Genomic DNA, 21,169 nt, shown 5'->3' on the forward strand with positions numbered 1-21,169 from the left:
GGATTCTCTGTTATTGAATTGCGGCAGGAGTTGGCGTCACGCTGTTGGCCGCCATGGCGACAGTTTTAGCGTTGACAGGCATTCCCGGCATAAAGACTTTTTGCACGCCGTCGATAATCACGCGGTCACCGGCTTCGAGGCCTTTCTGAATGATGCGAAGCCCGCCGGACATCCGTCCGGGTTCCACATCGCGACGCTGCGCTTTGCCGTCTTTGTCCACCACGTAGACGTATTTGCGATCCTGATCGGTTAGCACGGCTTTATCGTCAACCAGCATGGCGCTGAACTGCGCGCTGCCCGGCAATTGCACCCGCGCAAACAGACCTGGCGTAAACGTGCGATCACGGTTATCGAGCACGGCGCGCATACGGATAGTGCCGGTGCCAGAATTTAGCTGGTTATCGGTGAAATCGACTACGCCCTGATGGGGATAACCATTTTCGCCAACCAGACCGACGTGAACCGGCAGGCGGTTTTGCGGGTTATCACTGCGCTGGCCGTCACGCGTCATCGCCTGATAACGCAGGAACGTCCCTTCATCCACGTCAAAATAGACATACACGGTATCGAGGGAAACCAGCGTCGTCAGTACGCTCGCGGTGTCACCCGCCGTCACCAGATTACCGGTGGTGATCATGGCGCGGCTGGCACGCCCGTCAATCGGTGCGGTCACACGGGTGAAATCAAGATTGAGCTGCGCCATATCCAGTTGCGCCTGAGCAGCCAGAACATCTGACTGCGCCTGCGACGCGGCAGAGCGACGTTGTTCAGCAATTTCTTTGGAAACCGCCTGCGTGCCGATCAGCGCTTCGGTTCGGCCTGATTCACTCCTGGCCAGACCAGCCTGATTGCGGGCACGCACCAGCTCGGCCTGAGCCTGTTCCTGTGCGGCGCGATAAGTCCGGTCATCAATGGTAAATAAGACCTGACCCTTTCTGACTTCCTGTCCTTCCTGATAATTCACTTTGTCGATGTAACCCGACACGCGCGGACGGAGCTGAACGCTTTGAACCGCTTCGACGCGGCCATTAAAGGCATCCCATTCGCTGATTTGCTTGATTAAAACATCGGCCGCACTCACCTGCGGGGCAGGCGGAGCGGCGTTTTGCGCCACGCTGTTATCACACCCGGCAAGCAGGGCAACCACCAGCGCGATCCCGGAAAGACGCAACGTCAAAGGCATACCGCCGGAACGGCCGCGTGCATTAACCTGTGATTTTTGCAGGTTCATCATTATTTTTATTTCCAGTGAAGTAAGTGCTGCCAGGCAATACACCGGCCTGTCCTCCGGGTAACGTCCTTTGCCTGATCTGACTTTTTTGCGGCTTGTGCCGATCATCAGCACAATTATGTATCAATGTCTGATACAGTTAGTTCGAGGGGATTGTAGGGACGCGGGTACTAAAGTGCAAGGAATACTGTTACACTTTCTGTGCTATTTTACAGAACGTTTACTTCCGGCAGTGGACTATCCCGTAACGAGAAATTAAATGCAATAGTAAAACTTGCATTTAATTAAAAACTGCGTCACTTTATAAACAGACGAGCCGCCCCGGTGGGCGCCAAAATAAAAAATGACAATGACGGAGAGAGTCCATGAGAACCGAGGATTTCATTCACGACCTGATCGAGTGGATCGATCACAACCTGGAAGAGCGTCTGGATATCAAAACCGTCGCTAAACGTGCCGGGTATTCACGCTGGTATTTGCAACGGATGTTCAAAGAGCATACCGGTTTACCGATGGGTGAATATATTCGTGAGAAAAAACTGAAGAAATCTGCCGATATGCTGGCCAGCAGTCGCGAACCTATCGTCAGCGTAGCGATTTCGCTGGGCTTTGACTCACAACAATCGTTTACCCGCAGTTTCAAACGCCAGTTTGGGCAAACTCCGGGTGACTGGCGTCGTGGCCTGAGCCTGGCAACGGAATGTCAGGGCTGCCTGCACTGATTTTCCACTCCGCTTTCTCTCCTCTCTGAGACGGCGTGTACCGCTGGCCCGGCTTCCGTCGGGCAGTGAATCTTCTCCCGAACCCTTCTTTCCAATCCCGTTCAACTCCCAGGCTGATTGATACCGTCCCGGTCCGCGCATTTATTTTTCACCACTACGGCTTTTCCTTTATTCATCCCAATAATCAGCGCAAGCAAAATTGTTGATATGGAAACCCATCCCCAGGCACTGGGTTTTTGATGAATGATGAAAACAGAGCTAAGCATTCCGAATACAGGGATCAGGAGTGACCAGGGAGCCACTCTGGATACCGGATATTCACGCAGCAGAAGGTTCCACCCCCAGTAACAGAAATGGGTAGCTGCATATACCTGGAATGCCAAAGAAAATACTTCCACGATCCGGATACCAGACAATAGCGTTGAAAACGGGGCTGTCCCATGCCACCACCAGGTCAGCATCAGGAGGGGAATCGGTGAAAAAATGCTTGCCCATACAACGAAAGCGAATATCTCTTTGACTTTAGATAGCTTGATGATGATATTTCCGACACTCCAGGCTACTGCACTGATCATCAGCAGAATCAAACCGATCGTTGTGGATTTACCGGGGCTTTCCATCAGGATGCAGACCAGGCCTGTTGCTGCCAAAAACATACCTATCAGTTGTGGCCTGGTCAGGCTTTCACCAAACAACAACACACCCCAGCCAAGAGTAAAGAACGCGCTGAACTGTATTAAAAGAGCTGCGCTGCCAGGTGGCACCCCCATTGAAATACCGAGATTGATCAACGCCCACATGGCTACACCGAAGATCAATCCATAGGCAACCAGCCAGTGCATTGCAACCTGGGGTCGTTTTACAAAAAAGACCAAGGGAAATGCGGTAAATGCGAATCGGATGGCGGTCAAAAGCAACGGATCAATTCTGGCAAGCCCTAACTTGGTTATTGGAAAGTTGACTCCCCATATTGCCGTTACCAATATGGCAAGGATGATGTGTTTTCTATGCATGGATTGGCGGACCTTATTATTGAATTAAAAGAGACTTCCTTTGCTGTCCCATAAAGATGCCACTGACCGGATTGGCCCGCTTTCATTTTAAGGTCAAATATGATTAAAATCAGGCCATGCAAAAAGAACCCTATGATTTATACGAAAATGAAGCTCTTGACCTGGTGGTCACCAGGAGGGACTACGCCGATGGCGAACTATTCCCCAGGCATAGTCATCTCAGGGGACAGTTCGCTTACGCAGCATGCGGTGTCATCACCGTCGAAACCGACTTGGGCAATTGGGCAGTCCCACCACTTAGAGCGATCTGGGTACCCGCGGGTGTCCCCCATGCCATGCACATGCGCGGCCCCGTGACGATGCTGAATACCTATATCCGCCCGCAAGCTTCACAACTATTGGGCTTCCCCGTTGATTGCCAGGTATTTGGGGTATCTCGGTTGGTCCGAGAACTCCTCGAGAACGCTGTCAACGTACCCGCTTGCTTTCCTGCTAAGGAACGCGATAGTTACCTGCTGGGGCTGCTACTCCATGAAATCGCCAAGCTGCCCCCGTTATCGCTTAACGCGCCGATGCCCGACGAACCTCGCCTTGCACGAGCTTGCAATGCGTTTTTGAATGCGCCCTCTTTGGAAATGGGAATCGACGGTATGGCAGAACTTTCCAGCATGAGTCGCCGGACATTCACGCGACAATTCCGCCTGCACACAGGGATAAGTTTTATCGAATGGCGGCAGCAGGCTTGTCTGCTCGCTGCTGTGGTTCAATTGGGAAACGGTGAGTCAATTACGCGCGTTGCAATGGCGCTTGGATTTAGCAGCCCCAGCGCTTTCTCGACGGTATTCAAAAGTGTGTTGGGCGAGAACCCAAGTCGATACTTTTTACAACCTTCTCTCAGCGGAATGTAAAAGTAACCCCGGGAGACAGGGATCAGGCCCATCAAAAGGTCGGACTTCGCCTCTTTTGAAAACAACACCTCCAATTTCTTCTTTCTTCAACCCGCCTAAAGCATGGACTGAAACCATGCGTAACGTTTACGCGTGGCGGAGTAACTCTGCACCAAAAACAGGCTTAACCTGGGATGTTGTCCGTTTTTGCAAGCGCCAGCCATCAGGACGTGATCAACTCAACAAAAAACGACATCAAAGTTCACATAAATTGAAATGATGTTTCAATTTGTTGAGTTGCGCGAATTTACCCGCTAAACTCGCTTCATCACCTCGATGCCGGGCCGCGCCCGACACTCATTTAAGACGTCCTACGGAAACGCGTATTCGCCTCCATTTTATGAAATAAGGAAACATCATGATTCTGGATAATTTCTCCTTGCAGGGAAAAGTGGCTGTTGTCACCGGTTGTGACACCGGATTGGGTCAGGGCATGGCTGTGGGTCTTGCTGAAGCGGGTTGTGACATTGTGGGGATCAACATTGTTGAGCCGACGGAAACCATCGAACGCATTGGCGCAACCGGCCGCCGGTTCCTGAGCCTGACCGCCGATCTGAGCGATACCAAAGTGATCCCGGCGCTGCTGGAACGTGCCGTGGCAGAAATGGGGCATCTGGATATCCTGGTCAACAATGCCGGTATTATCCGCCGCGAAGATGCCATCGAGTTCAGCGAAAAGAACTGGGATGACGTCATGAACCTGAACATCAAATCGGTATTCTTCATGTCTCAGGCGGTCGCTAAGCAATTCATTGCACAAGGCACTGGCGGGAAAATCATTAACATCGCGTCGATGCTTTCCTATCAGGGCGGCATCCGCGTGCCGTCTTACACCGCATCAAAAAGCGCCGTGATGGGGGTAACCCGTCTGCTGGCGAACGAATGGGCAAAGCACAAGATTAACGTCAACGCCATTGCGCCGGGGTATATGGCCACGAACAACACCCAGCAACTGCGTGCTGACGAAGCGCGCAGCGAAGAAATTTTAGGCCGCATTCCGGCCGGACGCTGGGGTTTGCCGTCAGATCTGATGGGGCCGGTTGTTTTCCTGTCATCCCCGGCGTCTGACTATATTAATGGCTACACAATTGCCGTCGATGGCGGCTGGCTGGCGCGTTAATCCCGCCACAATTCAACTTGCGCAGCGGTGAAATCCGCTGCCACAACGAGGAAATCTCATGAAAATTGCATTGATGATGGAAAACAGTCAGGCGGCTAAAAACGCGATCATTCTTAAAGAACTGAACGCCGTAGCGTCTGAAAAAGAGTATCCGGTGTACAACGTCGGGATGTCCGACGAACAGGATCATCACCTGACGTATATCCATCTGGGTATTATGGCCAGTATTCTGCTGAACTCGAAAGCAGTCGATTTCGTGGTTGCAGGCTGTGGCACCGGGCAGGGCGCGCTGATGTCGCTGAACATTCATCCGGGCGTTAACTGCGGTTACTGTATCGATCCTGCGGATGCTTTCCTGTTCGCGCAAATCAACAACGGTAACGCGCTGTCATTGCCCTTCGCCAAAGGTTTTGGCTGGGGCGCAGAGCTGAACGTTCGCTTCATCTTCGAAAAAGCCTTTACCGGCGTGAAAGGTCAGGGCTATCCGGCAGATCGTAAAGAGCCACAGGTTCGCAACGCGGGTATTCTGAATCAGGTCAAAGCCGCCGTCGTGAAAGAAAACTATCTCGATACACTGCGTGCCATTGATCCTGAACTGGTGAAAACCGCTGTTACCGGCGAACGTTTCCTGAAATGCTTCTTCGAAAACTGCCAGAACAAAGAGATCGAAAACTTCGTACGTGAAATCCTCGCGTAATTACAGTTTCTTTCAGGCGATAAAAAACCGGTGCTCAGTGAGTACCGGTTTTTTATTAGCAACAATTTAACCCTAAATATTTTGAGTTGTATCAAGGCGGCAACTGAAGGAATCCCCGGGAGCTTACAAAAGTAAGTGACCGGGGTGAGTGAAGGCAGCTAACGCAGAGACGGCTCAAAAGATGACGGGTTAAAGGAAATCCTGGCGCTGCGGCGTAAAAGTATCGAGCAGTACGCCTTTTTCCAGACACACGCAGCCGTGCATGATGTACGGCTTTTTATACAGCGTATCACCCGCCGAAACTTCGTGCGTTTCCTCGCCGATGGTGAATTTGAAACGCCCCGACAGCACGTATGTCAGTTGTTCATGCACATGATTATGCATCGGGCCGATTGCGCCCGTTTCGAATGAGACTTCCACCGCCATCATCGCGCCGCCATGCGCCAGAACGCGACGGCTCACACCGTCGCCCAGATCCTGAAGTGGAATATCTTTCTTATAAATAAACATCGTCATTTAGTCCTTACGTAATGAACTGAGCAGGCCAGCCGGGATTTCCGCCAGATACAGCGCCGGAAGCCCTTCATGATCGGTGGTAAACAGCACATGACGATCATCGGGCGAGAAAGAGGGGTGCGGATGCGTCACCTGCCGGTCACCGTCCAGCACTCGCCATGAACTGTTATGTGCCGCGAGCGGTGCATACTGGCGGGATTGGGCGTCAAAAACATACAGCCACGGATCGTTATCAATCGTATGGCTGGCAGTATCCTGCACATCCACCGGTGTACCTGAGCCGTCGCCGACCAGCAACGTGCCGTTTTCATTGCTCATCAGATGCGAACAGGCAGGCATGGTCATCAGAGAAACATCTTCACCGGTTTGTGGATCATAACGGCGGATATGGCGGTCGTGCTGGCCTTTCAGATAAGACACGTACATCAGCGCAGAACCGTCCGGCACCCAGAATTCATGTGTGCAGCTTTCGCCCGGCGCATGTTCCTTCACCTTGCGCACATTGCTGCCATCTTCGTTGACCAGCCACATGCGCGCATCGACCAGATCGTGCGGGCCTTCGTGGCAGAATGCGACGGTATTATCGTCAAACGGACGATAAATCGGATGACCAAGCCACTCGTTTCTCTCGTGAATTACGCGGGATTTCCCGCTGAGTAAATCGACGCCCAACAGGCGGCAGTGCGGATTGCTGTGATAAAACGTCTGGAAAATCGTCCAGTCGGTGAGCGGTGTCCAGTCTTCGCGGCTGATTTCGATGCCCACCAGACGCGTACATTCACTGTTTGCCACCCACGTTCCGTAACCGACCCATTCTTCTGGCACCTGATACACCGTCCGCTCACTGAAATCTTTCAGCGTGACGCATTGCAGACTGCGCTCGTTCTTCACGTAGTAAAGCGACTGATCGTCCGGTGAAAGAAAACCACCAAACGTGTTATCGCCGCGACCTTCCGTCAGTTGCACCGCTTTTTGTGTGGTGAGATCCAACAGGTAATAGTTGCGATTACCGTCGAATTCACCGGCAAAAAGCAGCTTATTGCCATCGCGGGTAAAGCATTTTTGGTAAAAGTAATTGCGATGACACAGAACATCGGGAGGCGTTAAACGCGTCACGCGGGCGCCGGTCTGTGGATCCTGAACGGTGTGGAAATTGAATTGAATCTGAGAACCTTTAGCCATGATTCACCCCATCAGTAGCATGAAATTAGCCGTTGTTACGGCTTCCTTTTTCATTAATTAAAATGCAGTTTCATTAAATTGAAAACACATTACCACTTGGCGGGGTGAAACTGGGGCAGGGGAAAACAAAAGTGCAAAGCTGATCACAAAACGGCCACCTTTTGCCTCTGAGGAAAACCATTCTATAATGGTATGGCTTGCTAAAAAATTATTGATACCTGAAATAATTGAAAGGTACGAACAAAAATATCTCACGCTGAAACAGTGGAGTATTTTGGAAAAGGGATGTAAAAGATGAGATTAAGAAAAAAACGTGTTAAACCTATGCAAATCAATGACATTACTATCATTGATGATGCTAAACTGAAGAAAGCCATCACTGCCGCCGCGTTGGGCAACGCGATGGAATGGTTTGATTTCGGTGTTTATGGCTTTGTGGCCTTTGCATTAGGCCAGGTGTTTTTCCCCGGAGCCGATCCCGGTATTCAGATGATCGCCGCACTGGCAACCTTCTCGGTTCCCTTCCTCGTCAGGCCTCTGGGCGGTCTGTTCTTCGGGGCAATGGGCGACAAGTTTGGCCGCCAGAAAGTGCTGTCCGTCACCATTATCATCATGTCCGTCAGTACTTTCTGTATCGGGCTGATCCCGGGCTATGCCACTATCGGCATCTGGGCCCCCATCCTGCTGTTACTGGCAAAACTGGCGCAAGGTTTCTCGGTCGGGGGCGAATACACCGGCGCGGCCATCTTCGTTGCGGAATACTCCCCGGACAGAAAACGCGGCTTCCTCGGCAGCTGGCTTGATTTCGGCTCCATCGCCGGTTTTATTCTCGGCGCGGGCGTCGTGGTGCTGATTTCCAGCATCGTGGGTGACGCGAACTTCCTTGAGTGGGGCTGGCGTATTCCGTTCTTCATCGCCGCGCCGCTTGGCCTGATCGGGATTTACCTGCGTCACGCGCTGGAAGAAACTCCGACATTCCAGCAGCATGTGGATAAAATCGACAGCGATTCACGAAAAGACATCGCAGAGCCGCCGAAAGTTTCGTTCCGCGAGATCCTGACCAAACAATGGAGACCGCTGATTATCTGCGTTGGCATGGTGATCGCCACCAACGTCACCTACTACATGCTGCTGACGTACATGCCAAGCTACCTGTCACACAGCCTGCATTACTCTGAAGATCACGGCGTGCTGATTATCATCGCTATTATGGTCGGTATGCTGTTTGTACAGCCGTTTATGGGGATGCTCAGCGACCGTTTCGGGCGTAAACCCTTCGTCATTATTGGCAGCGTCGGCCTGTTCATTCTGGCCATACCCTGCTTCATTCTGATCAACAGTGATGTAATTGGTCTGATTTTCCTCGGGTTGCTGATCCTGGCGGTTCTGCTGAATTGTTTTATCGGTGTGATGGCCTCGACCTTACCCGCGATGTTCCCGACGCATATTCGTTACAGCGCGCTGGCGATTGCGTTTAACGTTTCGGTACTGATTGCCGGCCTGACCCCCACCATTGTTGCCTGGCTGGTGGAATCAACCAACAACCTGTACATGCCTGCGTATTATCTGATGGTCATCTCCGTGATTGGCCTGGTGACCGGTATCTTCATGAAAGAAACCGCAAACCGTCCACTCAAAGGCGCCACACCCGCCGCCTCTGACCGTGCAGAAGCGCGTGAAATCCTTCAGGAACATCACGACAATATCGAACATAAAATTGAAGATATTGATGCGCAGATTGCTGAACTCGAAGCCAAAAGAAAGAATCTGATCGACCAGCACCCTGAAATCAACTGATTCAGCGGTGACGCCCACACAAGCCGGTCAACTTCATGACCGGCTTTTTTTCGCCCTTTGCCTTACAGTTCTTTATTCCTGCTCCATACTTCACTTCCCGGTCATCTGAATGGAAATCTCCTGTATGCAGAATCCTACGTTGTTTCAGTTCTTCCACTGGTATTACCCGGAGGGTGGCAAATTGTGGCCTGAGGTCGCAGAGAAAGCCGCGTGGCTGGCCGAAATCGGCATCACTGCCGCCTGGCTCCCCCGGCATATAAAGGCGACTCCGGCGGATATTCGGTCGGTTATGACACCTACGATTTATTTGATTTGGGCGAGTTTGACCAAAAAGGCTCACGCGCCACCAAGTACGGCGACAAAGAAGGGTTGCTGGCCGCCATCGCTGCGCTGAAACAGCATCAGCTCGGCGTCATTCTCGATGTGGTGCTCAACCATAAAATGGGCGCAGACGAAAAAGAGCGCGTGCAGGTTAACCGCGTCAATATGGACGACCGTGAGGATATCAGCGACGACATCATTGAAGCCGATGCCTGGACGCGTTTCATCTTTGCCGCCAGAAACGGGCAGTACTCAAAATTCATCTGGGATTATCACTGCTTCAGCGGCGTCGATCATATCGAGAACCCTGATGAAAACGGCATCTTCAAAATTGTTAATGACTACACGGCGGGCGGATGGAACGACCAGGTCGACGAAGAATTTGGCAATTACGATTACCTGATGGGTGCCAACGTCGATTTCCGCAATAATGCGGTCAGCGAAGAGCTCAAATACTGGGGCCGCTGGATCATGGAACAAACCGGCTGCACGGGATTCCGGCTGGACGCGGTGAAGCATATTCCGGCGTGGTTCTATAAAGAATGGATTGACCATATTCAGGCTGAATCCGAACAACCAATGTATCTGGTGGCGGAATACTGGTCATTCGATGTCCCCACGCTGCAAAATTACATCCATCAGGTGGAAGGCAAAACCATGCTGTTCGATGCGCCGTTGCAACTGAACTTCCACCACGCGTCGAAGCAGGGCGCGGATTACGATCTGACCACACTTTTTGACAACACGCTGGTGGCCGCCGACGCCTCACATGCGGTCACGCTGGTCGCTAACCACGACACGCAGCCGTTACAGTCGCTCGAAGCGCCGGTCGAGCCGTGGTTCAAGCCGCTGGCTTACGCATTAATTCTGCTGCGCGAACAGGGCGTGCCGATTGTGTTTTATCCGGATTTGTTCGGGGCAAGTTACCAGGACGAAGGCGGTGATGGCAATACTCACACCATCGAACTGCCAGCGATCCCGCAACTGGAAACCCTGATCAAAGCCCGTCAGACTTACGCTTGGGGTGTGCAGACCGATTATCTGGATCATCCTAACTGCATCGCCTTCAGCCGCAGCGGCACCGAAGAACATCCGGGCTGCGTGGTGGTGATGTCAAACGGTGAAGAAGGCGAGAAAACCATCGAACTCGGCGACGGTTTTGCACATAAAAAATGGCGCGATTTACTGGAACACCGCAAAGACATCATCGAAACCGATGAAAACGGCGCGGCGCAGTTCTTCTGCGAAGCCGGGAGTGTCAGCGTCTGGGTTCTGGCGGAGTGAAAAAACAGGCTGGTGGAATGCCAGCCTGTTATTTTTCAGCGGATCCCCAAAGCAATCAAAAAGGCATACATCGCCAGCGACAAAACAAATGACACAATGCCCACAATCCCTTCTGATTTTTTCATAAGCTGCCACGGGAATACCACCAGAATAATCATGGCGTTAAGCGGAACCTGGTACCATTTCCAGGCCTTCGGAGCCATCATCCAGAGCACACAGAAACCGACAACGCTCATCACGCCGTAATTGGTTAGCAACATTTGAAGATGGCCAGATTCTGGTTTGAAAGCGTCGAAAAAGCCCAACAGCATTTTCACTAAAATCAGAAGGGCGAGCAGCGAAAGTCCGCCTTCCGCAACCTTCAGCCACCAGGGCCGGTAACGCAGAACTCTTTCCAGAAAACTGTAGCCCTGCGTATAAACGCCGATAATCGCGATCAACATGATCCGGTCACGCCACTTGTCCGGGTCTTCGCGGGTCGCAAGCAATGTCAGTAAAAGCCAGAAACCCGTCAGAAACACCGAACCCCAGCTCATCGCTGTTCGTGATTCATCGAGCGCTTTCACCAGCTGAGAGTTTATTTTCGGCAACAGTGAAGGGAAATTCATCCTGATATAACCGAGTTCATCATACAGCGGCTTCAGAAAATCAGGCATCCACCTTGCCCACCACGCAAGCGTGGCGCCTTCGACGGTAAGCAACCTCAACCGCTGCCGATCCAGTGCGGATTTCTGATATTTATTTTGCAACTGAGCCAGGTAATACTTCGCGCCCGTATTTTCAATCTGACGATAAAGCGCGGCCAGACGATGCGCGGGTATACCACCCGGCTGATAATGGTCAATATCCCAGCCCATGATCTCTGAAACGCGGATAAGCAGCGCCGAATATAATCCTTCGCGCTCACTCAGATGCGCAGCCAGTTCCTGGCTGAATAATTCCCGCAGGCGCAGATTCTGCAAAAGCTCACCGGATAGCACGGATTTGAGCAGGTTTATGCCTTCAGTTTCATCTTCCATCATGGCATCGATGATGACAGTCACCGACCTTAACGCCTCTATTTCCTGCTCCAGCGCATCATCGATATCCGCCGTGAGCTCTTTTAACGGCTCAATGTGAACCGGCATCCGTAAAGTGAAAGAGGGGGATTCATTCAGAATTTCCGTGACAACGTCACTCCTTGAGGGACGATCCACGTAACCTTTCGCCTGCTCGAACGCCTCTCTCAGCCGCTGATAGCCTTCCGGATCCTGATCTGGCCGCGTTGTTTTCAGTTTACGGGCGTAAGCGCGCTTGATAACGCTCAGATCGTCGGTGGGTTCGATGTCTAAGACTGACCAGATGCTCATCCGTTTACTCCCATTCCTTGCGAAGATATGCGACCAGTCCCTCGATTTCCTTGCGGGCTTCAGCGATTTTCCGGGCATCCTGCGTGTCCAGCACGCTTTCGAAACGGTAAAGATGATCGGCGATATATTGGCGCTGTTCACCGAGACTTTGTTCGTAAAACGCATTGGCTTCGGCGACCAGCTGGCGGTTAACCAGTTGTTCGCGCGGATGCTGTTTGATGTTTTCCAGCCGCAACAGGCTGGCGGAGATTTGCTCCGGCGTAAGCGAACCGGGGGATTTTTCGATCACCAGTTTTTGCATCTTACCGCTATGATCGATTTTGCATTCCACTTCAAGAATGCCGTCCAGCGTATAGGTAAAACGCACGTCGGCGGTGATTTCACCGGCAGGGCGTGGCGGCACATCCAGCGATAAGGAACCGAGCAGAATATTGTCGGAAACGCGGCGGCCTTCACCCTGATAAATCGAAAATTCAAGCATTTTTTGCTGGTCGGTGATCGTACGGACGGATTCCACGCGGCTCACCGGCACAAAACTATTGCGTTCGATCAGCGGCATAAAATGCCCCGTTTCATAGCCCTCGCCTTTACGGCGCGCAATCTCAATACCGAGCGTGAAGGGCATCACGTCAGTCAGCACGATATCGTCGAGTGCCTGATCCTGCATCGCCAGACCGGCCTGAATCCCGGCACCTAATGCGACGGCTTCATCGGGCTGAAGATCACAGCGCGGGAAACGGCCAAACAAACGCGCCACCGCCTGACGTACCAGTGGCATCCGCGTCGCGCCGCCCACCAGCACAATATGATCCACCTGATCGGCGGAAAACTTCGCATCTCGCAGTGCCTGAATCACCGGTTTTTTCATCCGTTCCAGCGCGCTTTCGCAGCATTGCGCCAGAATTTCCGTCGTGATCGTCCAGCTTAACGTTTCGCCTTCATGCTGATAACTGACAACCGTGCTCTCCTGCGCGGTCAGCTGGCGTTTGGCCCGCTCCGCTAATGTGACGAGCCGCCCGTGTAAACCGGTGTCTTCCTGATCGAGTCGCGGAAATTGCGCCAGCATCCAGCTGACCAGACTGCGGGTAAAATCATCGCCGCCGAGAAACACATCGCCGCTGCTGGCGCGCACTTCAATGACGCCTTCGAACATATCGATGATCGAGACATCAAAAGTGCCGCCACCCAGATCGAACACCAGGAATTTTTGCTCCTGCTGATTCGCCAGTCCGTAAGCCAGCGATGCGGCGGTCGGTTCGTTCAGCAAGCGCTCAACGTGCAAACCCGCCAGCTCACCGGCGGTTTTCACGGCTTTACGCTGAATGTCATTGAAATACGCGGGGACGGTAATGATGGCGCGTTCGACTTTACAACCGCAATGCTGCTCGACGTCAGCTTTCAGGCTGCGTAACAGCAGGGCGGAAAGCTCTTCTGCGCGGAAAGACTGTTGCCCGAGCCGGAAATCATGGTCGGTGCCCATGAAGCGTTTAAAACTGGAGAGGGTTAAACCGGGGTGAGTAAACAGGCGGGCGTGAGCAGGTGCGCCAACCAGAATGTGCCCGTTATCATCGAGCCCGATAACCGAGGGCGTGAGATTGTGCCCGTAGGCGTTCGGTATCAGAACGGCCTGACCGTCCTGCCAGATGGAAACAGCACTGTTTGACGTGCCTAAATCTATCCCTATCAACATCCGTATTGCTCCCGAAAATAAACTGAGAATGGCCGAAAGAAGTGTCTGACGACGAAAAGTCTCTATCGGCCAAATTTACTGAATACTTAAGGGATTTTGTAGTCCGGGTTAAGCGATGGTCACTTTCTTATCCAGATACACATCCTGCACCGCATTGATCAGCGCCACGCCGTCTTTCATGGATTTCTTGAAGGCTTTGCGCCCCAGAATCAGCCCCATGCCGCCCGCGCGTTTGTTAATAACCGCCGTGCGCACTGATTCCTGAATATCGTTTTCGCCTGCCGCACCGCCGGAGTTAATCAAACCGGCACGCCCCATGTAGCAGTTCGCCAGCTGATAACGCACCAGATCGATAGGGTGATCGGTAGTGAGTTTGGAATAGACGCGTGCGTCGGTATAACCAAACTTCACGGCGTTGTAGCCGCCGTTATTTTCGGCCATCTTTTGCTTCACGATATCCGCGCCAATGGTGGCCGCAAGGTGGTTAGCCTGACCGGTCAAATCCGCGCTGGAGTGATAATCCACGCCGTTTTTCACAAATGCCGGATTGCGCAGATACGCCCACAACACCGTGACCATGCCCAGCTCATGCGCCCGTTCGAACGCGGCGGAGATCTCCTCAATCTGACGACGGGATTGTTCCGAACCGAAATAAATGGTTGCGCCGACGGCCTGCGCGCCCAGATCAAACGCCTGATCCACGCTGGCGTACAGCGTCTGATCGTACTGGGTCGGATAACTGAGCGTTTCATTGTGGTTCAGTTTGACCAGGAACGGGATTTTGTGGGCATAGCGGCGGGACACGGAAGCCAGCCCGCCGTAAGTCGAGGCCACACAGTTACAACCGGCTTCCAGTGCCAGTTCGACAATATTCTTCGGGTCAAAATAGAGCGGGTTGGCCGCAAATGATGCGCCAGCGGAATGCTCGACGCCCTGATCGACAGGCAGAATCGACAGATAACCGGTTCCCGACAGACGGCCGGTGTTATACAAATTTTGCATCGCAGTCAGCACGCGCGGCGAGCGGTTATTATCAATCATTACGCGATCGACAAAATCAGCCCCCGGAAGATTAAGCTGCTCAGCAGTAATGGTGGAACAACGATGTTGCAACAGGGAATCGGCTTCTTTACCTAAAACCTTAGAGATATCAGTCATAACGAACTCCGTCTCGGGCTCTGAACAGGGGTTCAGAGCGATGAATGAACCTGCCATACAGTAGACAAAGTAGACTAACGTTTTGATTCCGGCCAACTTGCACATTAGATGCTGAGGGCTGACGCAAGCCCCACATACAAAAAAGTAATAAATGGATTTCGTTTTTCTGGCATGTGCCAAAGAAACGTTTCGCTGAACACGCTATCGTGTGCGCTTCACCGATTGCGGATGTCAGGCATGTACGAGTTCAATTTAGTTTTACTGCTTTTACAACAGATGTGTGTGTTCTTAGTTATCGCCTGGCTGATGAGTAAAACCCGCCTTTTTATCCCGCTGATGCAGGTCACTGTTCGTCTGCCGCACAAACTCTTGTGTTACATCACGTTCTCCGTGTTCTGCATTATGGGCACCTATTTCGGCCTGCACATCGAAGACTCCATTGCCAACACGCGTGCGATTGGCGCGGTGATGGGCGGCCTGTTGGGTGGCCCGGTGGTCGGCGGGTTAGTCGGGCTGACCGGCGGTTTGCATCGTTATTCGATGGGCGGCATGACCGCACTCAGTTGCATGGTGTCCACCATTACCGAAGGACTGCTCGGCGGTTTGCTGCACAGTATTCTGATCCGCCGCGGGCGCACCGATAAACTGTTTAATCCGCTGACCGCTGGCGCAATTACGTTTGTGGCAGAAGCGGTGCAGATGCTGATTATCCTGCTGATTGCCCGGCCGTTCCATGACGCGCTGCATCTGGTCAGCAACATTGCCGCGCCGATGATGGTGACCAACACGCTGGGCGCGGCGATGTTTATGCGCATCCTGCTGGATAAGCGTGCGATGTTTGAAAAATACACGTCGGCGTTTTCCGCCACCGCACTGAGGGTCGCGGCATCGACAGAAGGGATATTGCGGCAGGGCTTTAACGAAGAAAACAGCATGAAAGTGGCGCAGGTTCTGCATCAGGAACTGGATATCAGCGCCGTCGCCATTACCGATTGCGAGAAACTGCTGGCGTTCACCGGCGTGGGCGATGACCACCATTTGCCCGGCAAACCGATATCTTCCGCCTATACCTGGCGGGCGATAGAGAATGACGAAGTGGTTTACGCCGACGGTAACGAACTGCCGTATCGCTGTTCGTTACACCCGAACTGCAAACTGGGTTCCACGCTGGTGATCCCGTTGCGGGGCGAAAATCAGCGCGTCATCGGCACCATCAAATTATACGAAGCGCGCAACCGGCTGTTCAGTTCGATCAACCGCACGCTGGGCGAAGGGATTGCGCAACTGCTGTCGGCGCAAATTCTGGCGGGCAAATACGAGCAACAAAAGGCGCTGCTCGCGCAGTCAGAAATCAAACTGCTGCACGCGCAGGTGAATCCGCATTTCCTGTTTAACGCGCTCAACACGCTGATGGCGGTGATCCGCAACGACAGCGATAAAGCCGGGCAACTGGTGCAATATCTTTCGACCTTCTTTCGCAAAAACCTCAAACGCCCGTCGGAAATCGTCACGCTGGCCAATGAAATCGAGCATGTGAATGCCTATCTGCAAATCGAACTGGCGCGTTTTCCGTCTCAGCTGAGTGTCGAATTACAGGTACCGGATCATCTCTCAGCGCAAAACCTGCCTGCTTTTACCCTGCAACCGATTGTGGAAAACGCCATTAAACACGGTACGTCTCAGTTGCTCGGCAACGGCGTGATTACCATCCGCGCCCGCCGGGACGGGCAAAACGTCATCGTTGAGGTCGAGGACAACGCCGGTTTGTATCAGCAGCCGCTAACCGAAAGTAACGGACTGGGCATGAGCCTGGTGGACAGACGCCTGCGCGCCCGTTTCGGCGATGACTACGGGATCGCCGTCAGCTGCGAACCGGATCTTTTCACCCGCGTCACGTTGCGCCTGCCGATCGAGGAACCCGCATGTTAAGAGTGATGATTGTTGATGATGAACCGCTGGCACGCGAGAACCTGCGGCTCCTGCTTGAGAACGAAAGCGACATCGAGATTATCGGCGAATGTGCCAACGCCATTGAAGCCATCGGCGCGGTGCATAAACTGCGTCCGGACGTGCTGTTTCTGGACATTCAGATGCCGCGTATCAGCGGGTTGGAAATGGCCGGAATGCTCGATCACCGGCACCGTCCGCACATTGTTTTTCTTACCGCGTTTGATGAATATGCGGTGCAGGCGTTTGAAGAATGCGCGTTTGATTACCTGCTGAAACCCATCGAGCCGCCGCGTTTACAGAAAACACTGGCACGGCTGCGGCAGGAACGTCAGGTACAGCAAATCTCGCAGTTGCCGGAATCTCAGCAGTCGCTGAAATTCATTCCGTGCAGCGGACACAGCCGGATCTGGCTGTTGCAGATGGAAGAGGTGGCGTTCGTCAGCAGCCGGATGAGCGGCGTTTATGTCACCAGTCAGGACGGTAAGGAAGGCTTTACCGAACTGACGCTGCGCACGCTGGAAAGCCGCACACCGTTGTTACGTTGTCACCGGCAATATCTGGTGAATATGGATTATCTGAAAGAGATCCGCCTGGAAGATAACAATCAGGCGGAGCTGTTATTGCGCGACGGCCAGACCGTGCCGGTCAGCCGCCGCTATCTGAAATCCCTGAAAGAAGCCGTCGGGCTGTAAGTGGCAAGACAGCTGGCCCGGCGGTTCAGGCTGGCCGCAGCCCGTCAAATGCCTGACGGATTTCGGCTTCCGGTAACGCCACGCCGATAAACACCAGCTGGCTGACCGGTGTTTCTTCCGGTTCCCACGGGCGATCCCAGTCGGCGCTGTACAACCGCTGAACGCCCTGAAACAGCAGGCGGCAAGGCTGCTCTTCAATCCACAACATACCTTTGTAGCGCAGAAGGCTGTCTGCAAAACCGGCAAGCAGGCCTTCCATCACGCCGGACACCGCCTGCAACGCCACCGGATAATCCAGCTCCACCACGATGGATGAAATCGTTTTTTCCTGCTGCGCCACAATGCGGCGGAAAACCGGCTTTGACACCACCACGTTTTCCTCCAGCATAAAACCGCGCGTGTCGAACAACAGCGTCAGATCGATATCGCCGTTCACCACCGGATACACCGGCGCGCGGGCGTTGATGCGCTGCAAACGCGCAATCAGCTCGCCGCTCTCACCGGCCACATCAGTTTTGGTGAGTAAAATCCGGTCGGCATAACCAATTTGTGACTGCGCCAGCGGGAACTGATCGAGCTGTTGCTGTGCATGAACCGCGTCCACCAGCGTGATCACCCCGTCGAGCAGATAGCGTTCGCAGATAATTTCATGGGCGAAAAACGCCTGCAAAATCGGCCCCGGATCCGCCATGCCGGTGCATTCAATCACCAGCCGGTCGAACTGCACGTCGCCTTTATCCAGACCGTCGAGCAAATCCAGCAATGCGTCTTCCAGTTCGCTGGAACGGCTGCAACAGATGCAGCCGTTGGTCAGCGTCGTAATGCGCGTGGCGCGATCGCCGATCAGCTGGCTGTCGATCGCCACTTCGCCAAACTCATTTTCAATGACCGCAATTTTGTAATCGTGCTGCTGATGCAGCATCTGGCGCAGCAGGGTGGTTTTGCCTGCGCCGAGAAAACCGGTTAAAACCGTGACCGCAATGGGTGTCATAACGTTATTCCTGTTAACAACAGCGCATCCCGCCTTTGCCGTCGCCGCCGTAGCGGGCCTGCTGGCGTTCGCGGAAAAATTCTTTGTAAGTCATCATCGGTTTATCGGGATGATTAGTCTGCATATGCAAAACGTAGGTATCGTAATCCGGGATCCCCACCAGCATGCGCGCCGCCTGACCGAGGTACTTCTTTGCCGCGCCTAAATTATCGAACACAAGCCGCTCCTTTAAAGGTACTGGCCGCCATGCTTTATGCAGGACAGCCCCGCGCGTGCGGGGCTGTCACACCACATCATCAGTGGCTGGAGAGTTTGATGCCTTCCTCCGGCACCGGCACATAAGGCGTTTCTTTGTCAGTGCGCTGGTCGGTTTTACGTGCCTGCAACCACGCCTTGAAGCCGTAGAAAATAATACTGTACACCACAATCAGGAACAGAATACTCAGCCCGGCGTTGGTGTAGTTGTTAATCACAATATGGTGCATATTGCTGATTTGCTGTTCCGTCAGATCCGCGCCGCCAGCGGCGATACGGGCTTTATACTGGCTGGCCATGAAGAAGAAGCCTTCCATCTGCGGATTGGTGCTGAACAGTTTCAGGCCCAGCGCCCAGGTGGTGCAAATCAGCAGCCAGACCGCAGGCAGCACGGTGACCCAGATATATTGGGTGCGTTTCATTTTGATCAGCACCACGGTTGCCAGCACCAGCGCGACGGCGGCCAGCATCTGGTTGGAGATCCCGAACAGCGGCCACAGACTTTTCACGCCACCCAGCGGATCAACCACGCCCTGATACAGCAGATATCCCCACAGGCCCACGCAACCGGCAGTCCCGACAATCCCGGCCACCAGCGAATCGGTTTTCTTCAGGAACGGAATAAAGTTGCCGAGTAAATCCTGCAACATAAAGCGCCCGGAACGCGTACCGGCGTCCAGCGCGGTCAGGATGAACAGCGCTTCAAACAAGATCCCGAAGTGATACCAGAAGCCCATATCAGCAAACGGCACAATCTTGTTGAAGACATGCGCGATACCCACCGCCAGCGTCGGTGCGCCACCCGCGCGGTTCAGCACGGAAGGTTCGCCGATGTCTTTCGCGGTTTGCAGAATTTGTTCCGGGGTGATCACAAAGCCCCAGGAACTCACCGTAGCCGCCGCGTGCGCCGTCACATCTTTCAGCTGTGCCAGAATCATCGGCGCATTATCGCCGCCCAGCTCATGCAGGTTTGGCATCACAATGCCCAGACCGGCTGGCGGGGTGTTCATCGCAAAGTACAGACCTGGTTCGATGATGGAAGCCGCAACCAGCGCCATGACGGCCACGAAAGATTCCATCAGCATCGCGCCATAACCGATAAACCGCGCATCCGTTTCGCAGGCCAGCAGTTTCGGCGTGGTGCCGGAAGCAATCAGCGCATGGAAACCGGACACCGCGCCACAGGCAATGGTGATAAACAGGAACGGGAACAGCGCGCCTTTCCACAGCGGACCGGTGCCGTCAATGTACTGCGTAATCGCAGGCATTTTCAGTTCCGGATTCAGGATCACAATACCTATCGCCAGCCCGACGATCACGCCGATTTTCAGGAACGTCGCCAGATAGTCGCGCGGTGCCAGAATCAGCCAGACCGGCAACAGCGCGGAGACAAACGCATAGCCAATCAGGGTAAAGGTGATGGTGGTGTCTTTAAAGGTCAGCGCCGGTCCCCAATACGGGTCTGCTGCAATCACGCCACCAAACCAGATGGACGCGATCAGCAAAATCACGCCAATCACCGAGATTTCACCCACCTGTCCTGGCCGGATAAAGCGCATGTAAATGCCCATAAACAGCGCGATTGGCACCGTCGAACAGACGGTAAACACGCCCCACGGGCTTTCCGCCAGTGCTTTCACCACGATTAAGGCCAGCACCGCCAGAATAATAATCATGATCAGGAAACAGCCAAACAGGGCGATGGTGCCCGGTACCGGCCCCATTTCTTCTTTGATCATCTCACCGAGCGAGGCCCCGTTACGGCGCGAAGAGATAAACAGAACCATGAAGTCCTGTACCGCCCCGGCCAGCACCACGCCCGCCAGCAGCCACAGCACGCCGGGCAGATAGCCCATTTGCGCCGCCAGCACCGGCCCGACCAGCGGCCCTGCGCCGGCAATGGCCGCAAAGTGGTGACCGAACAACACGTTGCGGTGCGTCGGCACGTAGTTCAGCCCGTCGTTATTGAGTACCGCAGGCGTTGAACGCGTCGGGTCCAGCTTCATCACTTTTTGCGCGATGTAGAGGCTGTAATAACGGTAGGCCACCAGATAGACCGAAACCGATGCCACCACAATCCACAGCGCACTGATGTGTTCACCTCTCCGTAAGGCAACCACTGCCAGACAGAAAGCACCGATGATTCCCAGAATCATCCAGGGTATATGCTTGAATATTGATTTTGTATTCATATGAAACCTGGTTGTCAGAATAGCCAACGAATGCCCCTCACAGATTTTGTGAGGCGCTTTTT

Annotated in this window: 17 protein-coding genes and 1 pseudogene; 8 read left to right on the forward strand and 10 right to left on the reverse strand. The window is 53.5% G+C overall.

What is annotated here, in order from left to right:
• Positions 1-10 precede the first annotated feature (10 nt).
• The gene (locus tag ACM5QY_RS23255) at positions 11-1,183 is read right to left on the reverse strand and encodes an efflux RND transporter periplasmic adaptor subunit (protein WP_416123410.1); all 1,173 of its coding nucleotides are present in this window, start codon (positions 1,181-1,183) and stop codon (positions 11-13) included.
• A 413-nt stretch (positions 1,184-1,596) separates the two neighbouring features.
• Between ACM5QY_RS23255 and ACM5QY_RS23260 the strand changes: the two genes are divergently transcribed.
• Entirely contained in the window at positions 1,597-1,953 is a 357-nt protein-coding gene (locus tag ACM5QY_RS23260; RefSeq protein WP_416123042.1) for a helix-turn-helix domain-containing protein, read from the forward strand.
• Between the two features lie 101 nt (positions 1,954-2,054).
• On the opposite strand, the gene ACM5QY_RS23265 is transcribed toward ACM5QY_RS23260, so the two are convergent.
• Positions 2,055-2,966 carry an EamA family transporter gene (locus ACM5QY_RS23265; protein ID WP_416123043.1) on the reverse strand — a complete coding sequence of 304 codons (912 nt, stop codon included), beginning with the start codon at positions 2,964-2,966 and terminating at the stop codon, positions 2,055-2,057.
• Positions 2,967-3,082: 116 nt separating this feature from the next.
• Between ACM5QY_RS23265 and ACM5QY_RS23270 the strand changes: the two genes are divergently transcribed.
• The 3 genes from ACM5QY_RS23270 (at position 3,083) to ACM5QY_RS23280 (ending at position 5,730) form a co-directional block, all read left to right on the forward strand.
• A complete protein-coding gene (locus ACM5QY_RS23270; protein WP_416123044.1) occupies positions 3,083-3,874 on the forward strand; it encodes an AraC family transcriptional regulator in 792 nt (263 codons plus the stop codon).
• 397 nt (positions 3,875-4,271) lie between these two features.
• A complete protein-coding gene (gene kduD, locus ACM5QY_RS23275; protein WP_416123045.1) occupies positions 4,272-5,033 on the forward strand; it encodes a 2-dehydro-3-deoxy-D-gluconate 5-dehydrogenase KduD in 762 nt (253 codons plus the stop codon).
• Between the two features lie 58 nt (positions 5,034-5,091).
• On the forward strand, positions 5,092-5,730 hold the full coding sequence (locus ACM5QY_RS23280) for an RpiB/LacA/LacB family sugar-phosphate isomerase (RefSeq protein ID WP_416123046.1): 639 nt from the start codon (positions 5,092-5,094) through the stop codon (positions 5,728-5,730).
• Positions 5,731-5,919: 189 nt separating this feature from the next.
• Here the strand turns inward: ACM5QY_RS23280 and ACM5QY_RS23285 are convergent, their stop codons facing one another.
• Complete coding sequence (locus ACM5QY_RS23285) at positions 5,920-6,240, reverse strand: cupin domain-containing protein (RefSeq protein WP_416123411.1); 321 nt, start codon at positions 6,238-6,240, stop codon at positions 5,920-5,922.
• A gap of 6 nt (positions 6,241-6,246) precedes the next feature.
• Positions 6,247-7,428 (reverse strand): oligogalacturonate lyase family protein, encoded by a 1,182-nt coding sequence (locus ACM5QY_RS23290; RefSeq protein WP_416123047.1) that lies wholly within the window; start codon positions 7,426-7,428, stop codon positions 6,247-6,249.
• A 294-nt stretch (positions 7,429-7,722) separates the two neighbouring features.
• Here ACM5QY_RS23290 and proP point away from each other — a divergent pair, with 294 nt between their 5' ends.
• Both proP and amyA read left to right on the forward strand, forming a co-directional pair.
• Positions 7,723-9,225: a glycine betaine/L-proline transporter ProP gene (gene proP, locus ACM5QY_RS23295; protein WP_416123048.1), complete on the forward strand. Its 1,503-nt coding sequence runs from the start codon at positions 7,723-7,725 to the stop codon at positions 9,223-9,225.
• Positions 9,226-9,349: 124 nt separating this feature from the next.
• Positions 9,350-10,830: pseudogene (amyA, locus tag ACM5QY_RS23300) on the forward strand (alpha-amylase).
• A gap of 35 nt (positions 10,831-10,865) precedes the next feature.
• On the opposite strand, the gene ACM5QY_RS23305 reads toward amyA, so the two are convergent.
• The 3 genes from ACM5QY_RS23305 to fbaB all read right to left on the reverse strand — a co-directional run bounded on the left by ACM5QY_RS23305 (position 10,866) and on the right by fbaB (position 15,027).
• Positions 10,866-12,179 (reverse strand): hypothetical protein, encoded by a 1,314-nt coding sequence (locus tag ACM5QY_RS23305; protein WP_416123049.1) that lies wholly within the window; start codon positions 12,177-12,179, stop codon positions 10,866-10,868.
• A gap of 4 nt (positions 12,180-12,183) precedes the next feature.
• The gene (locus tag ACM5QY_RS23310) at positions 12,184-13,869 is read right to left on the reverse strand and encodes an Hsp70 family protein (protein ID WP_416123050.1); all 1,686 of its coding nucleotides are present in this window, start codon (positions 13,867-13,869) and stop codon (positions 12,184-12,186) included.
• A gap of 108 nt (positions 13,870-13,977) precedes the next feature.
• The gene (fbaB, locus tag ACM5QY_RS23315) at positions 13,978-15,027 is read right to left on the reverse strand and encodes a class I fructose-bisphosphate aldolase (protein WP_416123051.1); all 1,050 of its coding nucleotides are present in this window, start codon (positions 15,025-15,027) and stop codon (positions 13,978-13,980) included.
• Between the two features lie 237 nt (positions 15,028-15,264).
• Between fbaB and ACM5QY_RS23320 the strand changes: the two genes are divergently transcribed.
• The gene (locus ACM5QY_RS23320) at positions 15,265-16,956 is read left to right on the forward strand and encodes a LytS/YhcK type 5TM receptor domain-containing protein (RefSeq protein ID WP_416123052.1); all 1,692 of its coding nucleotides are present in this window, start codon (positions 15,265-15,267) and stop codon (positions 16,954-16,956) included.
• Entirely contained in the window at positions 16,950-17,669 is a 720-nt protein-coding gene (gene btsR / locus ACM5QY_RS23325; RefSeq protein WP_416123053.1) for a two-component system response regulator BtsR, read from the forward strand. Before ACM5QY_RS23320 ends, btsR begins: the two co-directional genes overlap by 7 nt.
• 25 nt (positions 17,670-17,694) lie before the next feature.
• On the opposite strand, the gene yjiA is transcribed toward btsR, so the two are convergent.
• From yjiA to ACM5QY_RS23340, 3 genes are all read right to left on the reverse strand, one after another.
• Positions 17,695-18,660: a GTPase gene (gene yjiA / locus ACM5QY_RS23330; protein WP_416123054.1), complete on the reverse strand. Its 966-nt coding sequence runs from the start codon at positions 18,658-18,660 to the stop codon at positions 17,695-17,697.
• A 13-nt stretch (positions 18,661-18,673) separates the two neighbouring features.
• Entirely contained in the window at positions 18,674-18,877 is a 204-nt protein-coding gene (locus ACM5QY_RS23335; RefSeq protein WP_104924916.1) for a YbdD/YjiX family protein, read from the reverse strand.
• 79 nt (positions 18,878-18,956) lie between these two features.
• Positions 18,957-21,107: a carbon starvation CstA family protein gene (locus ACM5QY_RS23340; RefSeq protein WP_416123055.1), complete on the reverse strand. Its 2,151-nt coding sequence runs from the start codon at positions 21,105-21,107 to the stop codon at positions 18,957-18,959.
• Positions 21,108-21,169 lie beyond the last annotated feature (62 nt).

It is taken from the genome of Rahnella sp. PCH160 (genome assembly GCF_047784855.1).
Classification (GTDB): Bacteria; Pseudomonadota; Gammaproteobacteria; order Enterobacterales; family Enterobacteriaceae; genus Rahnella.